Origin of the sequence: Zunongwangia sp., from assembly GCF_048269745.1 — a bacterium.
Classification (GTDB): domain Bacteria; phylum Bacteroidota; class Bacteroidia; order Flavobacteriales; family Flavobacteriaceae; genus Zunongwangia.
Genome location: NZ_JBLXIB010000004.1, coordinates 206,931 through 228,911, shown reverse-complemented (window position 1 = coordinate 228,911; position 21,981 = coordinate 206,931). Strand labels below are relative to the sequence as shown.

Genomic DNA, 21,981 nt, shown 5'->3' with positions numbered 1-21,981 from the left:
TTTTTTTTTTAAAAGTTTAATTTCAAACTAGCTCCAATTTCTCTTACAGCTGGATATGCTCCTGATTGATATCCTTGGATGTTACCGGAACTTAAACCAGCTTCTGGATCAGAATAAGGAATGTTTTTATAGATAATCCAAAGGTTTCTACCTATTATAGATAATGAGGCTCTTTGGAAAGGAATTGCATCTAAAACTTTATCGCCAAATCTATAAGTAAGATTTACTTCTCTTAATTTTACGTATGATGCATCGTAAACATGTCCTTCTCTAGCATCTCTACCGTATCCAAATGGATTCCCATAATAATCTGTTCTAGCTCTTGTTCTATTTGGAGAAGTGTTTTCTACTGTATAGCTACCGTCATCATTATATTCAATGTCTCCTTGTACACCTTCTAAAACAACACCACCTCCATTGGATTTAGTATTTCGAATTGGATTTCCAAGATCATTTGTTCCAACACTTTGGTCATATATACCAGTCGCAAAACCGTACCAAGTATCTAAAGAAAAAATATCTCCTCCTTTTTGTATATCAACAAGAAAATTAAGGCTTAAATTTTTATAAGTAAAAGTATTAGATACGCCACCTGTCCAGTCAGGCTGGATATTCCCAATGATATAGTTAGAATTAGGAGTTACTGCATAATATCCGTTTTTACCAACAACTCTATTACCGTTGTCGTCATAAACGTAAGCAGTTCCTCTGATAGAACCATAAGCCTCACCTGGTGTAGCATTAACAGATACACCACCTTGGAAACTTGCTATCTCAAGATTATCTCCATCTGCTAAAGAAACAACCTTGTTTTTATTTTTAGCCCAGTTTATATTAAGGTTCCAATTGAAATCTTCCGTTTTTATTGGATTTAAAATTAAAGAAGCTTCAATACCTTCGTTTTCTAATGTGCCTGCATTTAATAGTTTAGCTTGAAATCCAGTTGCTCTAGAAACTGGTACACTTGTAATAAGGTCTTCTGTTTTAGCTTTATAATATGAAACGTCAAATCCTATACGACGGTCTAGAATACTACCTTCTAACCCTATCTCATAAGACTTCATTCTTTCTGGTTTTAAATTTAAATTTGCTAAATCTGTTTTATTACTTGCTGAACCTGCTCCTCTAAAAGGAGTAAAAACATTGTAAGTTGAAAATACATCGTAAGGATCTGTGTCGTTACCTACTTCAGCATAATTGGCTCTAAGTTTAGTAAAACTTAACCATTCTACATCTATTAGATTTGACAAAATAACATTTCCTGAAATTGAAGGGTACCAGAAAGTATTATTTTCTTTTGGTAAAGTAGAGGATCTATCTCTTCTAATTGTTCCTTCCAAGAAATAAGTGTCTAAATAACCAAACCCAGCTCTGGCATATATACCATCTAGCATTCTATCGTATTCTACTTCTATTGGTGGCTCTAAAGCTCCAGAACTATTACTAAGTGCATAGAATCCGGCTTTGTTTAAACCTCCATTTGTTTCTGCGTCTATAGAATTTCGTTCATTTCTTCTTAAGTTGAATCCTATATTTCCATCAACATTTAAGTCTTCGGTAATATCTTTGTTGAAGTTAAGTATTAGGTCATAGTTGTATTCGGCTGCACGATTATTAAATCGGCTATAGCTTGAAACATCAGCGCTTCCAACATTAATACGTTCTTCTCTTAATTCATCATATGTATCGAAAGAGAATCTACCCAATACACTAAAAACATCACTAATTTCATAGTTTAAATTGAAATTACCAAAGTATCTGTTTCTTGTATCTGTTTCGTAGTTTTCATATAGGCTCCAATATGGGTTATCTGAGTAAATTGGTGACAAATTTGAAGCGCTTTTAGGATTCCAAGTTATGTTTTCTCTAGTTGCAAAATAGGCGTCACGTTGTTCGTAAACATCTACATTGTTCTGCCACCATTGTCTGAATTGTTGCATTAAATTTGTAGACGCATATCCAGTTCCATATCTACCTTTACCGTCTGTTTTAGTATAGGTTATATTAGCTTGAGCAGAAAATTTATCAGTAAAATCATGAGATCCACTGAATTTAACTGTATTTCTTTTTACTTTACTATTAGGTAAATTCCCTTCTTGGTCAAAGTTAGTAACACTTAACCTGAATGAACTTTTTTCTGTTCCGCCATCCAAAGCAAAAGAGTTGATTGCTGTGTGTCCAGTTTTCCAAATATCATTAGGAGTATGTTTACCAGCTAGCCATGGTGTTGCTTGTTGGTAACCATCTAATTGTGGGTAAATTGAATTCCATTGGTAAATTGGTTGACCATCAAAAGCTCCACCGAAAGAGGCATCTTCAGTAAATGGTGTTATTAAATCTTTAGTTCCATCACCGTTTACGTCGTACAGGTTAAAATATCCAGCATCATAGCCTTTGCTATAACCTGCACCATATTGTTTTTGATATTTTGGAAGTGTTTCGTCATTTACATCGCTAACCATTATAGAAGAACTAACAGAAACTCCTAAACCTTTGCCTTTTTTACCTTTTTTTGTTTCGATAATAATAGCTCCATTAGATGCTCTAGCTCCATATAAAGCAGTAGCTGCTGCGCCCTTTAGTACGTTTATTGAAGCAATATCGTTAGGATTAATGTCTGAAGCTGCATTACCGTAGTCATATCCGCCTCCACCTTTTTGTTGAGTAGTCCCGTTGGTATTTGCATTGTTAATTGGTGTTCCATCAATCACAAAAAGTGCTTGATTGTTTCCAGTTAGTGAAGAAAAACCTCTAATAACCACATTAGAAGAACCGCCAATTGTTCCTGAATTATTAATTTTTAATCCGGCTACCTTACCTGATAAAGAATTAACAAAATTTTGAGTAGGTACATCGGAAACTTGCTCTCCGCCTACTTCTTGAGTTGCGTAACCTAACGATTTTTTCTCTCTAGATATACCTAAAGCTGTTACTACAACTTCGTCTAATTGTGAAGAATCTGTTTTTAATGTCACGTCAATAGTGTCATTATTATTTACAGTGTATTCTACGGTCTCCATTCCAACAAAAGAGAACGTAAGTACATCGTCTGGTTGAGCAGAAATAGTATAATTTCCATCAAAATCAGTTTGTACACCTGTGGAAGATCCTTTAAGAATAACATTTACTCCTGGTAATGGTAAGCCATCTCCATCGGTAACTGTTCCAGAAATTTTGTTGTTTTGTGCAAATGTAAATTGCACTACTAACACTAAGAGTAGTGTTAGTATACTACATAATTTTGTTTTCATTTGAAATTTGTTTGAATTAGCCACATCAAATGTGATAATAAATAGTTAAGAAATCAAATGTTTATACTAGCTATAGTATATGATTTTTTAGTATTAAAGAGGTATGTTGTTGATTATCAGGTAATGTGTTGATAATGTTAAATTTGTTTTTTTTAAAAAATTAACATATTTAGTGATGTTTATATCTTGTTTTTGGCTGTAAAGCAGGTTTAATCTTATTGATTGTTTTGTTTTATGTGGTGTTTTTGCATTTTTAATATCTAGATGTTGATTTTTTATAATTAAAATAGCTAACTATTTGAATACTTGAATTTTATTGTTACCTTTGCACACCTTTTTTAGATAAAGGTCTGTAATTAAATAATTTATGTAAAGGAAATTATGCCAACAATTTCACAATTAGTACGAAAAGGAAGAGCCAGTATAACTAAGAAGAGCAAATCGGCTGCTTTGGATTCGTGTCCTCAACGAAGAGGGGTTTGTACGCGTGTTTATACAACTACGCCAAAAAAACCAAATTCAGCTATGCGTAAAGTAGCAAGGGTTAGGTTGACAAATGGTAAGGAAGTGAACGCTTATATTCCTGGAGAAGGACATAACCTCCAAGAGCACTCGATAGTATTGGTTAGAGGAGGAAGGGTAAAAGATTTGCCAGGTGTAAGGTATCACATTGTTCGTGGTGCGTTAGATACTGCTGGTGTTGAGGGGAGAACTCAACGTCGATCTAAGTATGGAGCAAAACGCCCTAAAAAGTAATTTATTAAACTTTTAAAGTAAAGAAATGAGAAAAAGACAGGCTAAAAAAAGACCACTTTTACCAGATCCTAAGTTTAATGATCAACTTGTTACGCGTTTTGTTAACATGATGATGTGGGACGGGAAAAAATCGGTTGCCTTTAAGATATTTTACGATGCTATAGTTATCGTAGATGAGAAAAAACAAGATGAAGAGAAAACTGGATTAGAAATCTGGAAAGATGCTTTGTCTAATGTAATGCCTCATGTAGAGGTTAGAAGTAGAAGAGTTGGAGGGGCGACTTTCCAGATTCCGATGCAAATTAGACCGGATAGAAAAGTTTCTACGGCTATGAAGTGGTTAATTAGTTTTGCTCGTAAGAGAAATGAAAAAACTATGGCTGCTAAACTTGCTGCAGAAATTCTAGCTGCTGCAAAAGAAGAAGGTGCTGCTGTTAAGAAAAGAGTTGATACTCATAAAATGGCAGAAGCTAATAAAGCATTCTCTCACTTTAGATTCTAAAATAAATGGCACAAAGAGATTTAAAATTTACAAGAAATATTGGTATTGCTGCACATATTGATGCAGGTAAAACTACTACTACAGAGCGTATTTTGTATTATACTGGTATTAGTCACAAAATAGGTGAAGTTCATGATGGTGCTGCTACCATGGATTGGATGGAGCAAGAGCAAGAAAGAGGTATTACAATTACTTCTGCAGCAACTCACTGTAAGTGGCCTTATAATGGTCATGAATATACAGTTAACATTATTGATACTCCTGGTCACGTTGATTTTACTGTAGAGGTGGAGCGTTCACTTAGAGTTTTAGATGGTGTTGTTGCGTTGTTCTCGGCGGTTGATGGGGTTGAGCCTCAGTCTGAAACTGTGTGGAGGCAGGCTGATAAATATCATGTACCTCGTTTAGGTTTTGTTAATAAAATGGACCGTCAAGGTGCTGATTTCTTTAACGTGTGTCGTCAGGTTAGGGAGATGTTAGGTGGGAATCCTGTACCGTTACAGGTTCCTATTGGCGATGAAGTTGATTTTAAAGGGGTGGTTGATCTTATTTCTAAGAAAGCTGTTATCTGGAATGATGAAGATCATGGTATGACTTATGAGACTATCGATATTCCTGAGGAACTTAAAGCTGATGTGGATAAGTATAGAGCTGAATTAGTAGAGGCTGTAGCTGAGTATGATGAGGCTTTAATGGAGAAATTTTTTGAAGATGAAAGCTCTATAACTGAAGACGAAATTATTGCTGCGCTAAAAGCTGCTACTTGTGATATGTCTATCATACCAATGATGTGTGGTTCTGCTTTTAAGAATAAAGGTGTTCAGGCTATGCTTGATGCGGTAATGAGGTATTTACCATCTCCTGTAGATGTTGAAGCTATCGTGGGGCATAATCCTGAAACTGGTGAAGAAGAAAGTCGTAAGCCAAATGTGGAATCTCCATTTTCAGCTTTAGCTTTTAAAATTGCAACAGATCCTTTTGTAGGAAGATTAGCGTTCTTTAGAACATATTCAGGCGCTTTAGATGCGGGTTCTTATGTATTAAATGTTCGTTCTGGTAAGAAAGAACGTATTTCAAGAATGTATCAAATGCACTCTAATAAACAAGAGCCTATCGATAGAATTGAGGCTGGAGATATTGGAGCGGCTGTAGGGTTTAAGGATATTAAAACTGGAGATACACTTACAGATTTAAATAATCCGATTATTTTAGAATCGATGACATTCCCTGAGCCAGTAATTGGTATCGCTGTAGAGCCAAAAACAAAGGCTGATGTTGATAAGATGGGTATGGCTTTAGCTAAATTAGCTGAAGAAGATCCAACTTTCCAAGTTAAAACTGATGACACTTCTGGTCAAACAGTAATATCAGGAATGGGAGAACTACATATTGAAATTCTTGTGGATCGTTTAAAACGAGAATTTAAAGTAGAAGTTAATGAAGGCCAGCCTCAGGTTGAATATAAAGAAACAGTAACAAGATCTGCAGAGCACAGAGAAGTTTATAAGAAACAATCTGGTGGTCGTGGTAAGTTTGCTGATATCGTATTCGAAATGGGACCTGTAGATGAAGATTTCGAAGGTAAAGGACTTCAGTTTGTAGATCAAATTAAAGGTGGTCGTATACCTAAAGAATTTGTTCCTTCTGTTCAAAAAGGTTTTCAGGAAGCGATGAAAAACGGTCCTTTAGCTGGTTTCCAAGTTGATACTTTAAAGGTAACGTTAAAAGATGGATCTTTCCACCCAGTGGATTCTGATCAACTTTCTTTTGAATTGGCAGCAAAAATGGGATTCAAGGCAGCAGCTAAAAAAGCTGGAGCTGTAATTCTTGAGCCAATTATGAAGATGGAAGTTGTAACTCCAGAAGAAAATATGGGAGATATAGTAGGTGATCTTAATAGAAGAAGAGGTCAGGTTAATAATATGTCTGATAGATCTGGAGCAAAAATTGTTAAGGCTGAAGTGCCATTATCAGAAATGTTCGGTTATGTAACAACATTAAGAACACTTTCTTCAGGTAGAGCAACTTCAACTATGGAATTCTCTCACTTTGCTGAAACTCCTTCAAGTATATCTGAAGAAGTAATAAAAGCAGCAAAAGGAGCAGCTAACGAATAATATTAGGGTAATGAGTCAAAAAATCAGAATAAAATTAAAATCCTACGATCATAATTTAGTAGATAAGTCTGCTGAAAAGATTGTAAAGACAGTAAAAACTACAGGTGCTGTTGTAACTGGTCCAATTCCACTTCCAACAAACAAAAAAATCTTTACTGTTTTAAGATCACCTCACGTAAATAAAAAAGCTAGAGAACAATTTGAATTAAGTTCTTATAAGAGATTATTAGATATTTATAGTTCTTCTAGTAAAACTATCGATGCTTTAATGAAATTAGAGCTTCCAAGTGGGGTTGAAGTAGAGATTAAAGTGTGATCGTTAATAAACCAAATTTTTAAATTTGGTAAAATGTCCGGCGCGTTTCGCAAAGGAAAAACGGGAAAAGTATTTTCAGGACAGGAAGTATTTTTCTGTCCTGTTTTTTTATAAATAAGTAAATAATAATTTAATTAATTATGTCTGGGTTAATAGGAAAGAAAATAGGCATGACTAGTATTTTCGACGAAAATGGAAAAAATATTCCATGTACCGTTATACAAGCTGGTCCATGCGTAATTACCCAAGTCAGAACCAAAGAGGTTGACGGGTACGAAGCACTTCAACTTGGTTTCGATGACAAAAAGACTGCTAACAAAGCTGCTACAGGGCACGCTAAAAAAGCAGGAGTCTCTGCTATGCAGAAAGTTGTCGAGTTCCAAGGATTTGAAGGAGATTTTAAATTAGGTGATACTATAGACGTAGCTCATTTTGCTGAAGGTGAATTTGTAGATGTTTCTGGTGTTTCTAAAGGAAAAGGTTTCCAGGGTGTTGTAAAAAGACACGGTTTTGGTGGAGTTGGACAATCTACTCACGGTCAGCATAACCGTTTACGAGCTCCTGGTTCTATTGGTGCTGCCTCTTACCCTGCGCGTGTTTTTAAAGGTATGCGTATGGCCGGAAGAATGGGTGGTGATAAAGTAAAAGTTGAAAACCTTAGAGTTTTGAAAGTTGTTGCAGATAAAAATCTTTTAGTTGTTAAAGGATGTGTACCTGGACACAAAAACTCTTACGTAATCATTAGAAAGTAATGGAAGTAGCAGTTTTAGATATTAAAGGAAAAGAAGTAGGAAGAAAAGTAACTCTTTCTGATGCTGTTTTTGGTATAGAGCCAAATGAGCATGCTGTTTATCTTGATGTTAAGCAATATTTAGCTAATCAACGTCAAGGTACTCATAAAGCTAAAGAACGTGCTGAAATTGTAGGTTCTACTAGAAAAATAAAAAAACAAAAGGGTACTGGTACTGCTAGAGCAGGTAGTATTAAATCTCCTGTTTTTAGAGGTGGTGGTCGAATTTTTGGGCCAAGACCAAGAAACTATGGTTTCAAATTGAATAAAAACTTGAAACGTTTAGCGCGTAAATCTGTGTTGTCTTTAAAGGCTACAGATAATGCATTAAGTGTTGTTGAGAATTTTTCATTTGATGCTCCAAAGACAAAAAATTACATTGAATTTTTGAAAGCCCTTGGTATTCAGGAGAAAAAAACCTTAATCGTGTTGGGAGAGTCAAATAAAAATGTATATTTGTCGTCACGTAATTTAAAAGGCTCTGAAGTTGTAAGTGTTTCTGAATTAAGTACTTATAAAATTTTAAACGCTGATAATATAGTGTTTTTAGAAGGAGCTTTAGAAGGAATAGAATCGAATTTAAGTTAATAAACGTTATGAGTATCTTAATAAAACCTGTTATTACAGAAAAAGCTACTGCACAAAGCGAAGTAGGAAACTGCTTTACTTTTGTGGTAAATAATAAGGCGAATAAGATTGAAATCAAAGATGCTGTAGAATCTTCTTATGGCGTTTCAGTTACTTCTGTTCGTACTATTAATGTCCGTCCTGATCGTAAAACTAGATTTACAAAGTCTGGTATGATCACTGGTAAAACTAGTGCTTATAAAAAAGCATTTGTACAGGTGGCGGAAGGTGAAACTATCGATTTATATAGTAATCTTTAAGATTAAAAAATGTCAGTAAGAAAGTTAAAACCGATCACTCCTGGTCAGCGTTTTAGAGTAGTAAATGGGTTTGACGCCATTACTACTGATAAGCCGGAGAAAAGTTTACTTGCTCCGTTAAAAAAGTCGGGAGGTAGAAACAGTCAAGGAAAAATGACCATGCGTTATAAAGGTGGTGGTCATAAAAGACGTTATCGTGTTATAGATTTTAAAAGAGATAAACAAGGTGTTCCAGCTACTGTGGCATCTATCGAGTATGATCCAAATAGGACTGCTTTTATCGCTTTGTTAAATTATCAAGACGGAGAAAAGAGATACGTTATTGCTCAAAATGGATTACAAGTTGGGCAAAATGTAGTTTCTGGTCATGAGGCTGTTGCTCCTGAAATTGGTAATGCTATGCCTTTAGCGTATGTTCCATTAGGAACTATTATTTCTTGTTTAGAATTACGCGCTGGTCAAGGTGCTGTGATGGCTAGAGGCGCAGGTGCATTTGCTCAGTTGTTAGCAAGAGAAGGAAAGTATGCAACTGTTAAGTTGCCTTCTGGGGAAATCAGAAGAGTTCTTTCAACTTGTATGGCAACTATAGGTGCAGTCTCTAATAGTGATCATCAGTTACAGATTTCTGGTAAGGCTGGTAGAAAGCGTTGGTTAGGAATCCGACCAAGAACTAGACCGGTAGCAATGAACCCTATTGATCACCCAATGGGTGGTGGTGAAGGTAGGTCTTCAGGTGGTCATCCACGTTCTAGAAAAGGTTTACCTGCAAAAGGTTTCAAAACCCGTTCAAGAACAAAGGCGAGTAATAGATATATTGTAGAACGTAGAAAGAAATAATAGAGTATGGCACGTTCATTAAAAAAAGGACCTTTTGTTCATTATAAATTAGAAAAAAAGGTTGCACAGAATGTAGAATCTGGAAAAAAAGCAGTGATTAAAACTTGGTCTCGTGCTTCAATGATAACTCCAGATTTTGTTGGGCAGACTATAGCAGTTCATAATGGGAAACAATTTGTTCCTGTTTATGTTACTGAAAATATGGTAGGTCATAAATTAGGAGAATTTTCACCAACTCGTTCTTTTAGAGGGCATGCAGGTGCAAAAAATAAAGGTAGAAAATAATTGAAGCTATGGGAGTTCGAAAAAAAGAAAGAGCAAAGCAAATAAAAGAAGCTAAACAGCAAGTTGCATTTGCAAAGTTAAATAACTGCCCTACTTCCCCTAGAAAAATGCGTTTGATAGCGGATTTAGTTAGAGGAGAAAAAGTAGAAAAAGCGCTTCATATATTGAAATTTAGCCAGAAAGAAGCTTCTGCTCGAGTAGAGAAGTTGTTGCTTTCAGCTATTGCTAACTGGCAGTCTAAGAATGAGGATGCTAGTTTGGAAGATGCTGAGTTATTTATAAAAGAGATCCGAGTAGATGGTGGAAGCATGTTGAAAAGACTGCGTCCAGCTCCACAGGGTCGTGCACACAGAATTAGAAAGAGATCCAATCACGTAACTTTGGTGCTTGGGGAAAACAATAATACACAAAGCTAAGAAAGAGTATGGGACAAAAAACAAATCCAATCGGAAATCGCCTTGGAATTGTCAGAGGATGGGAATCTAACTGGTATGGAGGTAACGATTACGGCGATAAATTAGCCGAAGACGATAAGATTAGAAAGTATATCCATGCTCGCCTCTCAAAAGCGAGTGTATCTAGAGTAATTATTGAGCGTACTCTTAAACTTGTAACCGTTACTATCACCACCGCTAGACCAGGTATTATTATTGGTAAAGGCGGTCAGGAGGTAGACAAGTTGAAAGAAGAACTTAAGAAAATTACTGATAAGGAAGTTCAAATTAACATCTTTGAAATTAAGAGGCCAGAGCTTGATGCGCATTTAGTAGCAGCAAGTGTAGCTAGACAGGTAGAAAATAGAATTTCTTATCGGCGTGCTATAAAAATGGCTATTGCGGCTGCAATGAGAATGAATGCTGAAGGAATTAAGATAGAAATTTCCGGACGTTTAAATGGTGCTGAAATGGCACGTTCTGAATCTTACAAAGATGGGAGAATTCCATTATCAACTTTTAGGGCCGATATTGATTATGCTTTAGTTGAAGCACATACTACTTATGGTAGGTTAGGTGTTAAAGTGTGGATCATGAAAGGTGAAGTTTACGGAAAAAGAGATTTATCTCCACTTGTAGGTCTATCTAAGAAACAAGGAGGTAAAGGTTCCGGTCGAGGTGGTAATAAATCACGTCGTAGAAAGTAATTTTAAAGTAAAAGAAAATGTTACAACCTAAAAGAACGAAATATCGTAAGCAACAGAAGGGGCGTATGAAAGGTAATTCCCAAAGAGGGCATCGTCTTTCAAATGGAACATTTGGAATCAAATCACTTGATTCTAGTTTCATTACATCTCGACAGATTGAAGCTGCTCGTATTGCTGCAACTCGTTATATGAAAAGGGAAGGATCTCTATGGATTAAGATTTTTCCAGATAAGCCTATTACCAAAAAACCTTTAGAGGTACGTATGGGTAAAGGTAAAGGAGCTGTAGAATATTGGGCTGCTGTTGTAAAACCAGGACGTATTATGTTTGAAATTGGTGGTGTGCCTTTGGCAACTGCTAAAGAAGCATTACGCCTTGCAGCGCAAAAGCTTCCTGTGAAAACTAAATTTGTCGTAGCTAGGGATTATCAAGAATAATTTTTGAAACATGAAACAATCAGAAGTAAAAGAATTATCTGTAGCAGAATTGCAAGAAGAGCTTGATAAATCTCGTGCTGCTTATGCAGATTTAAAAATGGCTCACGCAGTTTCGCCATTAGAGAACCCAATACAGTTAAGATCTGTAAGGAGAACAATCGCGAGATTAGCAACCGAGTTAACTAAAAGAGAAGAACAATAAGTGTTATTCTGCTGAAAGATGGAAAAAAGAAATTTAAGAAAAGAGCGTATAGGTGTTGTTACTAGTAACAAAATGGAGAAATCTGTTGTGGTTTCTGAAGTAAAAAAAGTAAAACACCCTATGTATGGAAAGTTTGTGTTAAAAACTAAAAAGTACGTAGCGCACGACGAAAATAACGACTGCAACGAAGGAGATACTGTAAGGATTATGGAAACACGTCCTTTAAGTAAATCTAAATGTTGGAGATTAGTAGAAATAATTGAAAGAGCGAAGTAATTATGGTACAACAAGAATCTAGACTAAAAGTTGCGGATAATACTGGAGCCAAAGAGGTTTTAACTATTCGCGTGTTGGGAGGAACTAAGAAGCGTTATGCTTCTGTAGGTGATAAAATTGTTGTTAGTGTAAAAGAAGCTACACCTAATGGAAACATTAAAAAAGGTGCTGTTTCTACTGCAGTAATTGTTCGTACCAAAAAAGAAGTACGTAGGCCAGACGGATCTTATATTAGATTCGACGATAACGCTTGTGTACTTTTAAATCCAACTGGTGAGATGCGCGGAACACGTGTGTTTGGACCAGTGGCAAGAGAACTTCGTGATAAGCAATTCATGAAAATTGTATCATTGGCACCAGAGGTGCTTTAATACATTATTAAAATGGCAAAGCTTAAAATAAAATCAGGAGATACTGTGCTTGTTATAGCTGGTGATCATAAAGGTCAACAAGGAAAAGTACAAAAGATATTTCCAGAAAAGAATAAAGCCATCGTGGAAGGTGTAAACACGATTTCTAAACACGAGAAACCAAGTGCTACAAATCCACAAGGCGGAATTGTTAAGAAAGAAGCTCCTATCCATATTTCTAATCTTTCTTTAGTAACTAAAGAAGGAGAAGCTACAAGAGTAGGTTATAAAGAAGAAGATGGAAAAAAGGTGCGTTATTCTAAAAAATCAAATGAAGTAATTTAGTTATGGCATACGTACCAAGACTTAGAAAAGAGTATGATGAAAGAGTAAAATCAACTCTTACCGAAGAATATAGTTACAGTAATGTAATGGAAGTGCCAAAGCTTAAGAAAATAGTTATAAGCCGAGGTGTAGGTGGAGCTGTTGCAGATAAAAAACTAATCGATCACGCATTAGATGAATTAACTGCAATTACCGGTCAAAAAGCGGTAGCTACCATTTCTAAAAAGGATGTTGCTTCATTTAAATTACGTAAAGGAATGCCAATTGGTGCTAAAGTTACTTTACGTGGTTATAGAATGTACGAATTTTTAGATAGATTAATAACCTCTGCACTACCACGTGTACGTGATTTTAGTGGGATCAAAGCTGATGGTTTTGACGGTCGTGGAAACTATAATTTAGGAATTACTGAACAAATTATTTTTCCAGAAATTGATATTGATGCTGTAAATAGAATTGCAGGTATGGATATCACTTTCGTGACTTCAGCTGATACAGATAAAGAAGCTAAGTCCCTTTTAACTGAATTAGGTTTACCTTTTAAAAAGAAATAAGGATGGCTAAAGAATCAATGAAAGCCCGTGAGGTAAAAAGACAAAAATTGGTAAAAAAATACGCTGATAAAAGAGAAGCTTTGAAAGAAGCTGGAGATTATGAAGCGTTACAGAAATTACCAAAGAACTCTTCTCCAGTTCGTTTGCATAATCGTTGTAAATTAACTGGTAGACCTAAAGGGTATATGAGACAATTTGGTCTTTCTAGGGTAATGTTTAGAGAGATGGCCAATAACGGTCTTATACCAGGAGTTAAGAAAGCTAGTTGGTAAATTATAAATTGGTTGAAGGTTCTAATTTTTAATGAAAACCACAACCGCAAATAAATATAAATGAATACAGATCCGATTGCAGATTTCTTGACGCGTGTTAGAAATGCAGTAGCAGCAAACCACAGAGTGGTTGAAATTCCTGCTTCTAACATCAAGAAAGAAATCACAAAAATTTTATTCGATCAAGGATACATTTTAAGTTACAAATTTGATGATAGTTCTGCTCAAGGAAGCATCAAAATTGCACTTAAGTACGATAAGGATACTAAAGATTCCGTTATTAAAGATATCCAAAGAATAAGTAAACCTGGTTTACGTAAATATGCCAGTGCTGGAGAATTGCCACGTATACTTAATGGCTTAGGTATTGCTATCATTTCAACTTCTCACGGAGTTATGACAGATAAGCAAGCTAGATCTAAGAATGTTGGTGGTGAAGTATTGTGTTACGTTTACTAATTCTTAAAATATAAAAACATGTCAAGAATAGGTAAGAGCCCAATTACAGTTCCAGAAGGTGTTACAGTTAGCGTAAATGATGGAATTGTAACGGTAAAAGGAAAATTAGGAGAACTTAAACAAGAGATTCGGGATATCGACGTAAAAGTTGAAGAAGGAATTATTACTTTTGAGCGTTCTTCTGACAAAAGCGATCAGAAAGCTAAGCATGGTCTTTTCCGTGCGTTAGTTAACAATATGATTGAAGGTGTTTCAAATGGCTTCACTAAAGAGTTAGAACTTATAGGTGTAGGTTATAGAGCTTCAAATCAAGGTCAAAAATTAGATTTAGCTGTTGGGTTTTCTCATAATATTGTGATAGATTTAGCTCCAGAAGTGAAAGTGGAGACAATATCAGAAAAAGGGAGTAGTCCAAAGATAAAATTAACTTCTTTCGATAAACAATTATTAGGGCAAGTTGCTGCAAAAATAAGATCGTTTAGAGTTCCAGAACCTTACAAAGGAAAAGGAATTAAGTATAAAGGAGAAGTGCTTAGAAGAAAAGCAGGTAAATCAGCTTAATAAAGTTTAATTATGGCATTTTCAAAAGAAAAAAGAAGATTCAAAATAAGAAAGCGTGTTCGTAGGAACATAAGCGGGACTGAAAGCCGTCCTAGATTATCTGTATATCGAAGCAATAATGAAATTTATGCTCAAATTATAGATGATGTAGCAGGAAAAACTTTAGCTGCCGCTTCTTCTAGGGATAAAGAAATAGAAGCTACAGGAAATAAAAGTAGTATTGCTGAATTGGTTGGTAAAGCCATTGCAGAGAGAGCTATAAAAGTAGGTGTAGAGAAAGTTTCTTTCGATAGAGGAGGTTACTTATATCACGGAAGAGTAAAATCATTAGCAGAAGGTGCTCGTGAAGGAGGACTAAAATTCTAAGAATATATGTATCAAGATTATAAAAACGTAGAACATGTAAAGCCAGGAGGTCTAGAACTTAAAGATCGTTTGGTAGGAGTACAACGTGTTACAAAAGTTACTAAAGGTGGTAGAGCATTTGGTTTTTCTGCTATTGTAGTAGTAGGTGATGAAAATAGCGTTGTAGGACATGGTTTAGGAAAGTCTAAAGAAGTTGCAGATGCAATTTCTAAAGCTGTAGAAGATGCTAAGAAGAATTTAGTGCGTATTCCTTTACATAAAGGAACTATTCCTCACGAACAAAAAGGAAAGTACGGTGGTGCAAGAGTTTTATTACTTCCTGCTGCAACTGGTACTGGAATTATCGCTGGTGGGGCAATTCGTTCAGTTTTAGAATCTGTAGGAGTACATGATGTACTTTCTAAGAATCAAGGTTCTTCTAACCCGCATAATGTTGTAAAGGCTACTTTCGATGCATTATTGCAACTAAGAAGTCCAGAAGCTGTTGCTAAGCAACGTGGGATTTCATTAGAAAAGCTTTTTAAAGGATAAAACAAGGATAAGATGGGTAAAATAAAGATAACTAAAGTAAGAAGTGCTATCAAAAGATCTCAGAATCAAAAAAGAGTTCTAGAGTCTTTAGGTTTGAAGAGAATCGGTCAGACTATTGAGCATGACAATACGCCAAACATCCTTGGTATGGTAAATAAAGTTAAACATTTAGTTTCTGTAGAAGAAACAAAATAATAGGTCACATGGATTTAAGTAACTTAAAACCTGCAAAAGGTTCGGTTAAAAATAACGCAAAACGTGTTGGTCGAGGAGAAGGTTCTGGAAAAGGAGGTACTTCAACTCGTGGGCATAAAGGTGCCAAGTCACGTTCTGGTTATTCTAAGAAAATAGGTTTTGAAGGAGGCCAGATGCCACTTCAACGTCGTGTACCAAAATTTGGTTTTAACAACAGAAATCGTAAAGAATACCAAGGAATTAACTTGGATACTTTACAGTCTCTAGTAGATAACGGTAAAATTAATGATACCGTAGATATCAATGTTTTAATAGACCAAGGTTTGGCAGACAAAAACGATCTAGTTAAGATTTTAGGTAGAGGTGAATTGAAAGCAAAATTAAAGGTATCTGTTCATAAATTTACGGCCTCAGCCAAAGAAGCTATAGAAGCTGCAGGTGGAGAAGTTGCTACTTTATAATAGATAAACCAAATGAAATTCATCAATACATTAAAGAACATATGGAAAATCGAGGAGCTAAAAAACAGAATTTTAGTTACCCTCGGTTTACTATTAGTTTACCGTTTTGGAACTCAAATAGTACTGCCTGGTATAGATGCTGAGCAGTTAGCTAATTTATCTCAACAAACAGATAGCGGACTTTTAGGTCTACTTAATGCCTTTACAGGAGGAGCATTTTCTAATGCTTCTATCTTTGCATTAGGTATTATGCCTTATATCTCCGCATCGATTGTTGTGCAATTAATGGGTATTGCAATACCTTATCTACAAAAACTTCAGAAAGAAGGAGAAAGTGGACGAAAAAAAATCAATCAAATAACCAGATGGCTTACCATAGCCATAACATTAGTTCAGGGACCAGGTTATATTTATAACCTATTCAATACACTTCCTTCAAATGCATTTTTATTAGGAAATGATAACTTGAGCTTTGTTATTTCTTCAGTTATTATTTTAACTACAGGTACTATTTTTGCTATGTGGTTAGGAGAAAAAATAACTGATAAGGGAATTGGGAATGGTATTTCACTTCTTATTATGGTAGGTATTATAGCTAGATTGCCTCAATCTTTTATTCAAGAAGTAATTTCTAGAGTAGGTGGAGAACAGGCACAAGGAGGTATGATTATGATATTGGTGGAGTTAGCTATTTGGTTTGCAATTATAATGGCTGCTGTAATGTTGGTTATGGCTGTACGTCAAATACCAGTTCAGTATGCTAGAAGAACAGCAACTGGAGGTTATGAGAAAAATATTTTTGGTTCTAGACAGTATATTCCTTTAAAGCTTAATGCTTCTGGGGTAATGCCTATAATCTTTGCACAAGCTATAATGTTTATACCAGTAGCAGTTGCAGGTCTGTCAGATTCTGATGTATCTCAGAGTGTAACAGCTGCATTTAGCGATATCTTCGGATTTTGGTATAATCTAGTTTTTGCATTATTGATTATTGTGTTTACGTATTTTTATACAGCAATCACAGTACCAACAAATAAAATGGCAGACGATTTAAAAAGAAGTGGTGGTTTTATTCCAGGTATTCGTCCAGGATCAGAAACTGCTGAATTTTTGGATCGAATTATGTCACAAATAACATTGCCTGGATCTGTATTCTTGGCAATTATAGCAATTTTTCCTGCTATAACTGTTAAGTTGTTAGGTGTACAACAAGGTTGGGCTTTGTTTTTCGGAGGAACCTCACTTTTAATTTTAGTTGGAGTTGCAATTGATACGATACAGCAAGTAAATTCTTATTTGTTGAACCGTCACTACGATGGATTAATGAAAACAGGTAAAAATAGAAAAGCAGTAGCTTAATTATGGCAAAACAACCAGCAATTGAACAAGATGGAACCATTATCGAAGCATTATCTAATGCAATGTTCCGTGTAGAACTTGAAAATGGTCACGTAGTAACTGCACATATTTCCGGTAAAATGAGAATGCATTACATTAAATTGTTACCTGGAGATAAAGTGAAGTTGGAAATGAGTCCTTACGATTTAACGAAGGCTAGAATAACTTACAGATACTAATCAGTAAATTAAGCTTTTAAAATTTTTTTCATTACTTTTGCATTCTGAAAAAAATGTAGAGCAAAAAAATGCCTTATTAATTATACATGATTAGGCAATAAAAATTAGAAAGATGAAAGTAAGAGCATCAATAAAAAAAAGAAGTGCCGACTGCAAAATAGTTCGCAGAAAGGGTAGGCTTTACGTAATTAATAAAAAGAATCCTAGATTTAAACAAAGACAAGGCTAATTATGGCAAGAATTGCAGGGGTAGATATACCAAAACAAAAGCGCGGAGTTATAGCATTGACTTATATCTTCGGAATTGGCAAAAGCAGGGCTCAGGATATACTTGCACAAGCTGATGTTGACGAGAGTAAGAAAGTTTCAGATTGGAATGACGAGGAAATTGGTCGTATCCGTGAAGCTGTCGGAAGTTTTACAATCGAAGGTGAATTACGTACAGAAGTTCAGTTGAATATCAAACGTCTAATGGATATTGGATGTTATAGAGGTATTCGTCATAGATCAGGTTTACCTTTAAGAGGTCAACGAACTAAGAATAATTCTAGAACGAGAAAAGGTAGAAGAAAAACAGTTGCAAATAAAAAGAAAGCAACTAAATAGTAAGTAATATGGCAAAGACAAAAGCAAAAACAGCTCAGAAGAAGCGTAAAGTAAACGTGGAGTCTATAGGAGAAGCTCATGTTACTGCTTCTTTTAATAATATTATAGTATCGCTTACAAATAAAAATGGAGACGTTATTTCTTGGTCTTCAGCTGGGAAAATGGGTTTTAGAGGTTCTAAAAAGAATACTCCTTACGCTGCTCAGTTAGCTGCTGAAGATGCTTCGAAAGTTGCACACGAAGCAGGTTTACGTAAAGTAAAAGTTTATGTTAAAGGACCAGGTAACGGTAGAGAATCAGCAATCAGAACTATCCACAATAGTGGTATCGAAGTTTCAGAAATTGTTGATGTAACACCACTTCCGCACAACGGATGTCGTGCTCCTAAAAGACGTAGAGTATAATTAATATTAAATTAAAAAGAGAATATTACGATTATCGAAGGACGTATGCCTTAATTCATAATCTCTCTTTTATAAAAAATTATTTTAATGGCAAGATATAGAGGTCCTAAATCCAAAATTGCCCGTAAATTCGGTGAAGCAATTTTTGGAGATGACAAATCTTTTGAAAAAAGAAATTATCCTCCAGGACAGCACGGTAATAACCGTCGCCGAGGAAAAAAATCTGAATATGCAATCCAGTTAATGGAAAAGCAGAAAGCTAAGTATACTTATGGTATCCTTGAGCGTCAGTTCAGAAATATGTTCGAAAAAGCAACCAGATCGCAAGGTATTACTGGTGAAGTTCTTTTACAATTATGTGAATCTAGATTAGATAACGTAGTTTTCCGTTTAGGAGTTGCTCCTTCTCGTAGAGCTGCACGTCAGTTAGTTTCTCACAGACATATCACCGTTAATGGTGAACTAGTAAATGTTCCTTCTTACCAATTGAAAGCAGGAGATGTAGTAGGAGTAAGAGAAAAATCTAAATCTTTACAAGTAGTTCAAGATTCACTTGCTAATAATAGTAGTGTTTACGAATGGATTACTTGGAATAACGAAACAAAACAAGGAACTTTTGTTTCAGTGCCGGGAAGAGTACAAATTCCGGAAAATATAAATGAACAATTCATCGTCGAATTATATTCGAAATAATAATTCACAGAAGTCGTAATATGGCATTATTAAATTTTCAGAAGCCCGATAAAGTTATAATGATTGACTCTACAGATTTCGAAGGGAAATTTGAATTTCGTCCTTTGGAACCTGGTTATGGGTTAACCGTTGGTAACGCTCTAAGAAGAGTGCTGTTATCTTCTCTGGAAGGGTTTGCGATTACTTCGGTTCGTATCGAAGGAGTAGATCACGAATTCTCCACTATACCAGGTGTTGTAGAAGATGTAACAGAAATAATTTTGAATTTGAAACAAGTTAGATTCAAAAGGCAAATAGATGAAATAGATAACGAAGCCGTTACAATTTCTGTTTCAGGTGAAGAGCAATTAACTGCTGGTCATTTCCAAAAGTTTATTTCAGGTTTTCAAGTTTTAAATCCAGATTTAGTAATCTGTAATCTTGAAAGCAATGTGAATGTAAATATGGAAATTACAATTGAAAAAGGTAGAGGCTATGTTCCTGCAGAAGAGAACAAAAAAGCTAATGCTCCTTTAGGAACAATTTTTACTGATTCTATCTATACACCTATTAAAAATGTAAAGTATAGTATCGAAAATTACCGTGTAGAACAAAAAACAGATTACGAAAAATTAGTTTTCGAAATCGTAAGTGATGGTTCTATACATCCAAAAGAAGCATTAACCGAAGCAGCTAAAACGCTTATTCACCATTTCATGTTGTTCTCTGATGAGCGTATTACATTAGAGGCTGATGAGATTGCCCAAACTGAAACTTACGACGAAGAGTCGTTACACATGAGACAGCTACTAAAAACTAAATTAGTAGATATGGATCTTTCAGTAAGAGCACTTAACTGTTTAAAAGCGGCTGAAGTAGATACCTTAGGAGATCTTGTTTCTTACAATAAGAATGACTTAATGAAATTTAGAAATTTCGGTAAAAAGTCTCTTACCGAATTAGAAGAATTGGTAAGTAACAAAGGTTTAAGCTTTGGTATGGATCTTTCAAAATATAAATTGGATAAAGACTAGTTCACTTTTGTGAATTACTTTAAAAAGAATAGTAATGAGACACGGAAAGAAAATAAATCATTTAGGGCGTAAGACGGCACACCGTAAGTCGATGTTGGCCAACATGGCGTCTTCCCTAATTGAACATAAACGTATAAATACAACAGTGGCTAAAGCAAAAGCTTTAAAAGTTTTTATCGAGCCATTGGTAACAAAATCTAAACTAGATACTACTCATAATCGTCGTATTGTTTTTGCAAAACTTCGTGATAAAGAAGCAGTAAGTGAATTGTTTCGAGTAGTAGCTCCTAAAGTAGGAGATCGCCCAGGTGGATACACCCGAATTATTAAATTAGGGAATCGTCTTGGAGATAATGCTGATATGGCAATGATCGAGTTGGTAGATTTTAACGAACTTTATAATGTAGATAAACCTGCTAAAAAGAAATCTACTCGTCGTGCGGGTAGAAAGAAAGCTTCTGAAACTACGGCAGATCAGCCGCAAGCTGAAGGGCAAACGCAGGAAAATACAGAAGATAAAAAAGAAGCATAAATGATTCTTTTAAAAGTATGATTTTTAAAAAAGGATAAACTCACTGAGTTTATCCTTTTTTTATATACTTATATTATTGAATATTGCTAAATTTAGATTGTTTTTATAGTTAACTTATGAAATATCAAACAAAAAGAAAGGCAGTTTTATTACTAGCAGATGGGACAATTTTTCACGGAAAAGCTGTCGGTAATAAAGAAGGAAGCGCTGTAGGCGAGGTATGTTTTAATACTGGTATGACAGGGTATCAGGAAATATTTACCGATCCCTCTTATTTTGGGCAATTAATGGTAACTACTACAGCCCATATTGGTAATTACGGAGCTAACAATTCCGAAATGGAATCAGATCAAGCTAAAATAGCTGGTTTAATCTGCAAAAATTTCAGCTATCATGAATCTCGTGTGGCTGCAGAAGAAACCTTAGAAGAATTTTTAGAAAAAAGTAACTTGTTTGCTATTTCAGATGTTGATACTAGAGCATTAGTAACTCATGTTCGTGAAAATGGAGCAATGAATGCTATTATTTCTACTAATGTAGAAAATATAGATGCTTTAAAAGCACAGCTTGCTGAAGTTCCTGATATGAATGGGCTAGAATTAGCTTCTAAAGTTTCCACAAAAGAAGCTTATTTTTTTGGTAATGAAAATGCTAAATATAAAGTAGCAGCTTTAGATGTAGGGATTAAAAAAAATATTCTTCGTTGTCTAGCAGATAGAGATGTTTACGTAAAAGTATTTCCTTACAACGCAACATTTAAAGAAATGGAAGAATGGAATCCAGATGGTTATTTTATTTCTAATGGTCCTGGGGATCCAGCTCCTCTAAAAACTGCTATAGATGTTGCAAAAACTATAATTGAAAAAGATAAGCCGTTATTCGGTATTTGCCTTGGTCACCAAATTATAGCACTTGCTAATGGTATTTCAACTTATAAAATGCATCACGGTCACAGAGGAATAAATCATCCTGTTAAGAATTTGCTTACAGGTAAGGGAGAAATCACGTCACAAAATCATGGTTTTGCGGTAGATAGAGATTCCACAGAAAAAAATTCCAATGTAGAGATAACACATGTTTGCCTAAACGATAATACAGTTGGTGGTTTACAAATGACGAATAAGAATTGCTTTTCTGTACAATATCACCCTGAAGCCAGTCCAGGTCCACATGATGCAAGCTATCTTTTTGATGAATTTATAGAAAGAATCGAAAAATCCATAGCCTAATTACTATCTTTAAAATAAAGCCGAAATTTTATAAAT

Annotated in this window: 34 protein-coding genes; 33 read left to right on the top strand and 1 reads right to left on the bottom strand. The window is 35.1% G+C overall.

The window, feature by feature from the left end; translation table 11 throughout:
* Window positions 1–8 precede the first annotated feature (8 nt).
* Window positions 9–3,251 carry a SusC/RagA family TonB-linked outer membrane protein gene (locus ACN0WI_RS07240; protein ID WP_417885988.1) on the bottom strand — a complete coding sequence of 1,081 codons (3,243 nt, stop codon included), beginning with the start codon at window positions 3,249–3,251 and terminating at the stop codon, window positions 9–11.
* Window positions 3,252–3,632: 381 nt separating this feature from the next.
* Here ACN0WI_RS07240 and rpsL point away from each other — a divergent pair, with 381 nt between their 5' ends.
* From rpsL to carA, 33 genes are all read left to right on the top strand, one after another.
* Window positions 3,633–4,007, top strand: coding sequence for a 30S ribosomal protein S12 (rpsL, locus tag ACN0WI_RS07235; protein WP_417885987.1), 375 nt, complete (start codon window positions 3,633–3,635; stop codon window positions 4,005–4,007).
* Between the two features lie 25 nt (window positions 4,008–4,032).
* Window positions 4,033–4,509 (top strand): 30S ribosomal protein S7, encoded by a 477-nt coding sequence (gene rpsG / locus ACN0WI_RS07230; RefSeq protein ID WP_417885986.1) that lies wholly within the window; start codon window positions 4,033–4,035, stop codon window positions 4,507–4,509.
* Window positions 4,510–4,514: 5 nt separating this feature from the next.
* A complete protein-coding gene (gene fusA, locus ACN0WI_RS07225; protein ID WP_417885985.1) occupies window positions 4,515–6,626 on the top strand; it encodes an elongation factor G in 2,112 nt (703 codons plus the stop codon).
* Window positions 6,627–6,636: 10 nt separating this feature from the next.
* Window positions 6,637–6,942, top strand: coding sequence for a 30S ribosomal protein S10 (gene rpsJ, locus ACN0WI_RS07220; protein WP_417885984.1), 306 nt, complete (start codon window positions 6,637–6,639; stop codon window positions 6,940–6,942).
* A 140-nt stretch (window positions 6,943–7,082) separates the two neighbouring features.
* Window positions 7,083–7,694 (top strand): 50S ribosomal protein L3, encoded by a 612-nt coding sequence (gene rplC / locus ACN0WI_RS07215; protein ID WP_417885983.1) that lies wholly within the window; start codon window positions 7,083–7,085, stop codon window positions 7,692–7,694.
* On the top strand, window positions 7,694–8,320 hold the full coding sequence (gene rplD / locus ACN0WI_RS07210) for a 50S ribosomal protein L4 (RefSeq protein ID WP_417885982.1): 627 nt from the start codon (window positions 7,694–7,696) through the stop codon (window positions 8,318–8,320). The genes rplC and rplD overlap by 1 nt, the downstream gene beginning before the upstream one ends.
* 8 nt (window positions 8,321–8,328) lie before the next feature.
* Window positions 8,329–8,619, top strand: coding sequence for a 50S ribosomal protein L23 (gene rplW, locus ACN0WI_RS07205; RefSeq protein WP_417885981.1), 291 nt, complete (start codon window positions 8,329–8,331; stop codon window positions 8,617–8,619).
* Window positions 8,620–8,628: 9 nt separating this feature from the next.
* The gene (rplB, locus tag ACN0WI_RS07200) at window positions 8,629–9,456 is read left to right on the top strand and encodes a 50S ribosomal protein L2 (protein WP_417885980.1); all 828 of its coding nucleotides are present in this window, start codon (window positions 8,629–8,631) and stop codon (window positions 9,454–9,456) included.
* A 6-nt stretch (window positions 9,457–9,462) separates the two neighbouring features.
* The gene (gene rpsS / locus ACN0WI_RS07195; RefSeq protein ID WP_417885979.1) at window positions 9,463–9,741 is read left to right on the top strand and encodes a 30S ribosomal protein S19; all 279 of its coding nucleotides are present in this window, start codon (window positions 9,463–9,465) and stop codon (window positions 9,739–9,741) included.
* 8 nt (window positions 9,742–9,749) lie between these two features.
* On the top strand, window positions 9,750–10,157 hold the full coding sequence (gene rplV, locus ACN0WI_RS07190; RefSeq protein ID WP_417885978.1) for a 50S ribosomal protein L22: 408 nt from the start codon (window positions 9,750–9,752) through the stop codon (window positions 10,155–10,157).
* An 8-nt stretch (window positions 10,158–10,165) separates the two neighbouring features.
* The gene (rpsC, locus tag ACN0WI_RS07185; protein WP_417885977.1) at window positions 10,166–10,882 is read left to right on the top strand and encodes a 30S ribosomal protein S3; all 717 of its coding nucleotides are present in this window, start codon (window positions 10,166–10,168) and stop codon (window positions 10,880–10,882) included.
* A gap of 17 nt (window positions 10,883–10,899) precedes the next feature.
* Window positions 10,900–11,319 carry a 50S ribosomal protein L16 gene (gene rplP / locus ACN0WI_RS07180; protein WP_417885976.1) on the top strand — a complete coding sequence of 140 codons (420 nt, stop codon included), beginning with the start codon at window positions 10,900–10,902 and terminating at the stop codon, window positions 11,317–11,319.
* A gap of 10 nt (window positions 11,320–11,329) precedes the next feature.
* The gene (gene rpmC / locus ACN0WI_RS07175) at window positions 11,330–11,521 is read left to right on the top strand and encodes a 50S ribosomal protein L29 (protein WP_417885975.1); all 192 of its coding nucleotides are present in this window, start codon (window positions 11,330–11,332) and stop codon (window positions 11,519–11,521) included.
* 18 nt (window positions 11,522–11,539) lie between these two features.
* Window positions 11,540–11,797 carry a 30S ribosomal protein S17 gene (rpsQ, locus tag ACN0WI_RS07170; RefSeq protein WP_417885974.1) on the top strand — a complete coding sequence of 86 codons (258 nt, stop codon included), beginning with the start codon at window positions 11,540–11,542 and terminating at the stop codon, window positions 11,795–11,797.
* Window positions 11,798–11,799: 2 nt separating this feature from the next.
* Entirely contained in the window at window positions 11,800–12,168 is a 369-nt protein-coding gene (gene rplN / locus ACN0WI_RS07165; RefSeq protein WP_417885973.1) for a 50S ribosomal protein L14, read from the top strand.
* Window positions 12,169–12,180: 12 nt separating this feature from the next.
* Window positions 12,181–12,492: a 50S ribosomal protein L24 gene (rplX, locus tag ACN0WI_RS07160; protein WP_417885972.1), complete on the top strand. Its 312-nt coding sequence runs from the start codon at window positions 12,181–12,183 to the stop codon at window positions 12,490–12,492.
* A gap of 2 nt (window positions 12,493–12,494) precedes the next feature.
* A complete protein-coding gene (gene rplE / locus ACN0WI_RS07155; RefSeq protein ID WP_417885971.1) occupies window positions 12,495–13,046 on the top strand; it encodes a 50S ribosomal protein L5 in 552 nt (183 codons plus the stop codon).
* A gap of 2 nt (window positions 13,047–13,048) precedes the next feature.
* Window positions 13,049–13,318 (top strand): 30S ribosomal protein S14, encoded by a 270-nt coding sequence (rpsN, locus tag ACN0WI_RS07150; protein ID WP_417885970.1) that lies wholly within the window; start codon window positions 13,049–13,051, stop codon window positions 13,316–13,318.
* Between the two features lie 60 nt (window positions 13,319–13,378).
* Window positions 13,379–13,777 (top strand): 30S ribosomal protein S8, encoded by a 399-nt coding sequence (gene rpsH, locus ACN0WI_RS07145; protein ID WP_417885969.1) that lies wholly within the window; start codon window positions 13,379–13,381, stop codon window positions 13,775–13,777.
* An 18-nt stretch (window positions 13,778–13,795) separates the two neighbouring features.
* On the top strand, window positions 13,796–14,338 hold the full coding sequence (gene rplF, locus ACN0WI_RS07140; protein ID WP_417885968.1) for a 50S ribosomal protein L6: 543 nt from the start codon (window positions 13,796–13,798) through the stop codon (window positions 14,336–14,338).
* 12 nt (window positions 14,339–14,350) lie between these two features.
* Window positions 14,351–14,704, top strand: coding sequence for a 50S ribosomal protein L18 (gene rplR, locus ACN0WI_RS07135; protein ID WP_417885967.1), 354 nt, complete (start codon window positions 14,351–14,353; stop codon window positions 14,702–14,704).
* A gap of 6 nt (window positions 14,705–14,710) precedes the next feature.
* The gene (rpsE, locus tag ACN0WI_RS07130) at window positions 14,711–15,235 is read left to right on the top strand and encodes a 30S ribosomal protein S5 (RefSeq protein WP_417885966.1); all 525 of its coding nucleotides are present in this window, start codon (window positions 14,711–14,713) and stop codon (window positions 15,233–15,235) included.
* 12 nt (window positions 15,236–15,247) lie between these two features.
* Window positions 15,248–15,430, top strand: a complete 183-nt coding sequence (rpmD, locus tag ACN0WI_RS07125; RefSeq protein WP_417885965.1) for a 50S ribosomal protein L30 — start codon at window positions 15,248–15,250, stop codon at window positions 15,428–15,430.
* Between the two features lie 8 nt (window positions 15,431–15,438).
* Window positions 15,439–15,891, top strand: a complete 453-nt coding sequence (gene rplO / locus ACN0WI_RS07120; RefSeq protein ID WP_417885964.1) for a 50S ribosomal protein L15 — start codon at window positions 15,439–15,441, stop codon at window positions 15,889–15,891.
* 12 nt (window positions 15,892–15,903) lie between these two features.
* On the top strand, window positions 15,904–17,250 hold the full coding sequence (gene secY / locus ACN0WI_RS07115) for a preprotein translocase subunit SecY (protein WP_417885963.1): 1,347 nt from the start codon (window positions 15,904–15,906) through the stop codon (window positions 17,248–17,250).
* Between the two features lie 2 nt (window positions 17,251–17,252).
* Entirely contained in the window at window positions 17,253–17,468 is a 216-nt protein-coding gene (gene infA / locus ACN0WI_RS07110; protein ID WP_014031991.1) for a translation initiation factor IF-1, read from the top strand.
* 112 nt (window positions 17,469–17,580) lie between these two features.
* On the top strand, window positions 17,581–17,697 hold the full coding sequence (gene ykgO, locus ACN0WI_RS07105; RefSeq protein WP_010519235.1) for a type B 50S ribosomal protein L36: 117 nt from the start codon (window positions 17,581–17,583) through the stop codon (window positions 17,695–17,697).
* Between the two features lie 2 nt (window positions 17,698–17,699).
* A complete protein-coding gene (gene rpsM / locus ACN0WI_RS07100) occupies window positions 17,700–18,074 on the top strand; it encodes a 30S ribosomal protein S13 (RefSeq protein ID WP_417885962.1) in 375 nt (124 codons plus the stop codon).
* 8 nt (window positions 18,075–18,082) lie between these two features.
* A complete protein-coding gene (rpsK, locus tag ACN0WI_RS07095; RefSeq protein ID WP_417885961.1) occupies window positions 18,083–18,478 on the top strand; it encodes a 30S ribosomal protein S11 in 396 nt (131 codons plus the stop codon).
* 87 nt (window positions 18,479–18,565) lie between these two features.
* Window positions 18,566–19,171 carry a 30S ribosomal protein S4 gene (rpsD, locus tag ACN0WI_RS07090; protein ID WP_417885960.1) on the top strand — a complete coding sequence of 202 codons (606 nt, stop codon included), beginning with the start codon at window positions 18,566–18,568 and terminating at the stop codon, window positions 19,169–19,171.
* A 20-nt stretch (window positions 19,172–19,191) separates the two neighbouring features.
* Window positions 19,192–20,184 (top strand): DNA-directed RNA polymerase subunit alpha, encoded by a 993-nt coding sequence (locus ACN0WI_RS07085; protein WP_417885959.1) that lies wholly within the window; start codon window positions 19,192–19,194, stop codon window positions 20,182–20,184.
* Between the two features lie 34 nt (window positions 20,185–20,218).
* Window positions 20,219–20,716 (top strand): 50S ribosomal protein L17, encoded by a 498-nt coding sequence (gene rplQ / locus ACN0WI_RS07080; protein ID WP_417885958.1) that lies wholly within the window; start codon window positions 20,219–20,221, stop codon window positions 20,714–20,716.
* A 116-nt stretch (window positions 20,717–20,832) separates the two neighbouring features.
* Window positions 20,833–21,945, top strand: coding sequence for a glutamine-hydrolyzing carbamoyl-phosphate synthase small subunit (gene carA / locus ACN0WI_RS07075; RefSeq protein ID WP_417885957.1), 1,113 nt, complete (start codon window positions 20,833–20,835; stop codon window positions 21,943–21,945).
* Window positions 21,946–21,981 lie beyond the last annotated feature (36 nt).